Source organism: Cognatilysobacter segetis, from assembly GCF_004359965.1.
GTDB classification, from domain to species: Bacteria; Pseudomonadota; Gammaproteobacteria; order Xanthomonadales; family Xanthomonadaceae; genus Cognatilysobacter; species Cognatilysobacter segetis.
Window position 1 is genome coordinate 1 of record NZ_SMRQ01000103.1, and the last position, 4,257, is coordinate 4,257.

Sequence of the window (4,257 nt, forward strand, 5' to 3'; positions counted from 1 at the left end):
TCGACGGTGCGGACTACCTCGGCATGTCCAAGCAGATCGGCTCCCTGGAAGCCGGCAAGAAGGCCGACCTCGTGGTGCTCAACAGCAACCCGCTGGAGAACATCCGCAGCACCATCGACACGCGCTACGTCATGGTCAACGGGCGCCTGTTCGACGTGGACGCGGACATGAAGGAAATCGGCGGCCGCAATGCACCCGCGCCGGTGTTCTTCTGGCAGCGCGGCACCGACGGCAAGACGTTCGGCCAGACCTTTACCGAGGCGCATGCCGAGGCGACCGGCGACGATTGACCCCGCGCGGCGTCGGCCACGAACGGCCCGCCCCGCGCGGGCCGTTCGCGTTCCGGGGCCGGCTTTCACGGCCGCCTCGTGGCATGCTGAATAGACTGAACGCGACACCTGGAGGAGCTTCCATGCCGACGCGCTATTACATCCGCCTTCCCGACGGCGCCGCTGCCCGCGGCAACGACCCCGCGCTGTCGTTTTCGGCGCACGGAGCGGAGGGTTTCGCCGAACAGCTCCAGTCGGCGATGCGTACCACCGAGATCTTCGACCGCTGGCGCGGCGCGCAGGACGATCCCGACAACGTCGATCCCTCGCTCGGTGCGAGCGATCCCGCCGCTGTCGCGACCGGTGAGCAGCACGACCTCTCCATCGACATCGTGCTGACCACGACGCTGCCCGGCGAGATCGTGCGCCACCGCCTGCGCCTGCTCGCGGGCAGCGCCTGGCAGCTGCGCGACGTCACCGCGGCCTGAGCCTGCGCGTCCCGCGCAGGCGCGCCTTCGCGTTCCGACGATGAACGATCCCGACCGCCGCCCCATCCTCCTGTCCTGGAGCGGCGGCAAGGATGCGGCGTGGACGCTGCACGTGCTGCGCGGGCGCGACGACGTCGAGGTGGTCGGGCTGCTGACGACGGTCAACACCGGATTCGATCGTGTCGCGATGCACGGCATCCGCCGCGACGTGCTGCAGGCGCAGGCCGCCGCCGCGGGACTGCCGCTGATCGAGGCCCGCATCGAGCCGCAGTGCGACAACGCACGCTACGAGGCGGCGGTCGCCGATGCGCTGGAGCGCGCGCGGGCCCGTTGGCCGACGCTCGACACCGTCGCCTACGGCGACCTGTTTCTTTCCGACGTGCGCGCCTGGCGCGAGGCCGCCTGCGCGAAGCTCGGCTGGCGCATCGAGACGCCGTTGTTCGGCACGGACACCGCCGCGCTCGCGCACGAGATGATCGCGGGCGGCCTGCGCGCCCGGCTGTGCTGCGTCGACACCCAGCAGCTCGACGCCGACTTCTGCGGCCGCGACTTCGACGACCGCCTGCTCGCCGACCTGCCGGCGTCCTGCGATCCCTGCGGCGAGAACGGCGAGTTCCACACGCTGGTCACCGCCGGCCCGATGTTCGCGCAGTCCGTCCATGTGCAGGCCGGTGAACAGGTGCTGCGCGACGGGCGCTTCTTCTACACCGACTTCGAACGCGTCGACGGGCCCTGACGCCGGCAACAGACGCCCCTGGCTGCGCGGGCTCTCAGGCGAGGCGCCAGCCGATCGTCCCGCCGGCGCGCAACGGCACCAGCTCCTGCCCGCCCATCGACAGCGTCTCCGGTACGCACGTGTCCTCGCGCAGCAGCGTGATCGTGCCGGTATTGCGCGGCAGGCCGTAGAAGTCGGCGCCGTTGAAGCTCGCGAAGGCTTCCAGCCGATCGAGCGCACCGGCGGCGTCGAAGGCTTCGGCATACAGCTCGATCGCCACGTGCGCGGTGTAGATGCCCGCGCAGCCGCAGCCCGATTCCTTCGCATGCTTCGGATGCGGCGCGCTGTCGGTGCCGAGGAAGAACTTCGGCGAGCCGGACGTCGCCGCCTTCACCAGCGCTTGGCGATGGATCTCGCGCTTGAGCACCGGCAGGCAATAGTGATGCGGGCGCAGGCCGCCGGCGAAGATCGCGTTGCGGTTGAGCAGCAGGTGGTGGACGGTGATCGTCGCGCCGATGTTCGACGGCGCGGCGTCGACGAACTGCGCGGCGGCGGTCGTGGTGATGTGCTCCAGCACGATCCTGAGCTGCGGAAAATCGCGCACCAGTGGTTCGAGCACGCGCTCGATGAACACCGCCTCGCGATCGAACACGTCGACGTCCGGATCGGTCACTTCGCCGTGCACGAGCAACGGCAGGCCGACGCGCTGCATCGCCTCCAGCGTCGCCGCGCACCGGCGCAGGTCGGTGACGCCATGACTCGAGTTCGTCGTGGCATGCGCCGGGTACAGCTTCACGCCGTGCACGAATCCGCTGGCCCTCGCGCGCGCGATCTCGTCGGGCGTCGTGCCCTCGGTGAGGTACAGCGTCATCAGCGGTTCGAACGACGCCCCGGCCGGCAGCGCGGCGAGGATGCGCTCGCGATACGCGGCCGCGTCGTCCGTCGTCACCACCGGCGGCACGAGGTTCGGCATCACGATCGCGCGGCCCATCTGGCGCGCGGTGTCGGGCAGCACGTCGCGCAGCATCGGGCCGTCGCGCAGGTGCACGTGCCAGTCGTCGGGACGGGTGAGCGTGATGCGGTCGATCGTGTTCATGGCGGCAAGTCTGACGCATCGGGCTCGCCGTCGCCGAGGCCCGCGGCACGCTGCAGCCGATCGGCGAGCGCCGCCGCGAGGCCCGCACCCGACGGCGGCACCGCGACCAGCACGTCGAGCCCGAGCGCATCGGCGTCGCGAAGTCGCTGGTAGAGCTGGCGCGCCTGCGTGGCCGAATCGGCGGGCAGACCGAGCCAGTCGATGCCCGGTTCCGCGGGCGCCTGCGTCGACAGCAGGCCCACGCGCGCGCCGCCCGCCATGAAGCAGCGCGCGAGGCTGACCGCCTCGGCCTCGCCGGCGATGAGCACCCGGGCCCGCGGTGCGTAATGGGACGGCTTGCGACCGGGCGCGGGCGTCGCGCCCTCGCCCGCCGCGCGCACCGGCATGCCGAGCGCGCCCTCGAGCATCGCAACGGTCACCGCACCGGGGCGCAGCAGCACCGGCGCATCGCCGGAAAGGTCGACGATGGTGGATTCGATGCCCACGTCGCAGCGGCCGCCGTCGAGCACGAGGTCGACGCGGTCGTCGAGTTCCTCGCGTACGTGCGCGGCGAGCGTGGGGCTGACGCGCCCGTAGCGGTTGGCCGAGGGCGCGGCGACGCCGTCGCCGAACGCCTCCAGCAGCGCCAGCGCGACGGGATGCCGCGGCACCCGCAAGCCGACCGTTTCGAGCCCCCCGGTGACCGCATCGGGCACGCCGGCGGCGCGCCGCAGCACGATGGTCAGCGGGCCGGGCCAGAACGCGTCGGCGAGCCGTTGCGCCGCGTCGGGCACGTGCGCCGCCCACCGCGGCAGCAGCGCGGCCGAGGGCAGGTGCACGATCAGCGGATGGTCGGCCGGGCGGCCCTTCGCGGCGAAGATCTTCGCCACCGCCTGCGGATCGCGCGCATCCGCGCCGAGGCCGTAGACGGTCTCCGTGGGGAACGCGACCAGCCCGCCGGCGCGCAGCACGTCCGCGCCCCGCGCGATCGTCGCGGCGCTGCCCGTGCGCTTCATGCGGGGCCGCCGTCGAGCAGCGCGTCGACGACGGCAACCAAGCGCGACGCGTCGTCGCGCCAGGCGGCGGGCACGGCGGCATCGCAGTGCGGCAGCGACGCCACCGGCCGGCCCAGCCACCGCGCGAGCTCGCCTGCGTTGTCCATCTCGCGGGTATCGCCGGCCACCGGCGCATTCAGCACGACGGCCGCGACCGCCAGCCCGCGCGCGCGCACGGCCTCGATCGTCAGCAGCGTGTGGTTGAGCGTGCCGAGCCGGTCGGCGGCGACCACCAGCACCGGCAGCGCCAGCGCCTGCGCGAGGTCCGCATTCAGCGCGCCGCGCGCGATCGGCGACAGGAAGCCGCCGGCGCCTTCGACGAGCACGAAGCCGTCGTCGGCATCGGCGCGCAGCGAGGCGAGCAGATCGTCGAGGTCCAGCTGGACGCCCTCCAGCCGCGCGGCGCGCTCGGGCGAAAGCGGCGCGCGCAGCCGCAGCGGGCAGACGCGGTCGAGCGGCTCGTGTGCGCCGGCCGCCTCGCGCAGCGCCTGCGCATCGAGCGGGCCGGTGCGCGCGTCCACGCCGGATTCCACCGGCTTACGCGCCCGCACCCGCATGCCGCGAAGCGACAGTGCATGCGCGAGCGCGGTGGCGACGCGCGTCTTGCCGACGCCGGTGTCGGTTCCCGTGACGAAGAGTCCTCGCATGCGGGGCA

General features: G+C 72.8%; 6 protein-coding genes. 3 read left to right on the forward strand and 3 right to left on the reverse strand.

The window, feature by feature from the left end; genetic code table 11:
- The 3 genes from E4F61_RS13940 to E4F61_RS13950 form a co-directional block, all read left to right on the forward strand.
- Positions 1–290, forward strand: a 290-nt coding sequence (locus E4F61_RS13940) for an amidohydrolase family protein (protein ID WP_133480216.1), incomplete at its 5' end; no start/stop codon positions are given.
- Between the two features lie 122 nt (positions 291–412).
- Entirely contained in the window at positions 413–757 is a 345-nt protein-coding gene (locus E4F61_RS13945; protein ID WP_133478881.1) for a hypothetical protein, read from the forward strand.
- Between the two features lie 40 nt (positions 758–797).
- Positions 798–1,493, forward strand: coding sequence for a Dph6-related ATP pyrophosphatase (locus tag E4F61_RS13950; RefSeq protein ID WP_133480217.1), 696 nt, complete (start codon positions 798–800; stop codon positions 1,491–1,493).
- 34 nt (positions 1,494–1,527) lie between these two features.
- Here the strand turns inward: E4F61_RS13950 and pyrC are convergent, their stop codons facing one another.
- The 3 genes from pyrC to bioD all read right to left on the reverse strand — a co-directional run.
- Positions 1,528–2,568, reverse strand: coding sequence for a dihydroorotase (gene pyrC / locus E4F61_RS13955; RefSeq protein WP_202909018.1), 1,041 nt, complete (start codon positions 2,566–2,568; stop codon positions 1,528–1,530).
- Positions 2,565–3,563: an L-threonylcarbamoyladenylate synthase gene (locus tag E4F61_RS13960; RefSeq protein WP_133480218.1), complete on the reverse strand. Its 999-nt coding sequence runs from the start codon at positions 3,561–3,563 to the stop codon at positions 2,565–2,567. The genes pyrC and E4F61_RS13960 overlap by 4 nt, the downstream gene beginning before the upstream one ends.
- The coding region (gene bioD / locus E4F61_RS13965) for a dethiobiotin synthase (protein ID WP_133480219.1) at positions 3,560–4,257 on the reverse strand (698 nt) is incomplete at its 5' end. The genes E4F61_RS13960 and bioD, both read right to left, overlap by 4 nt.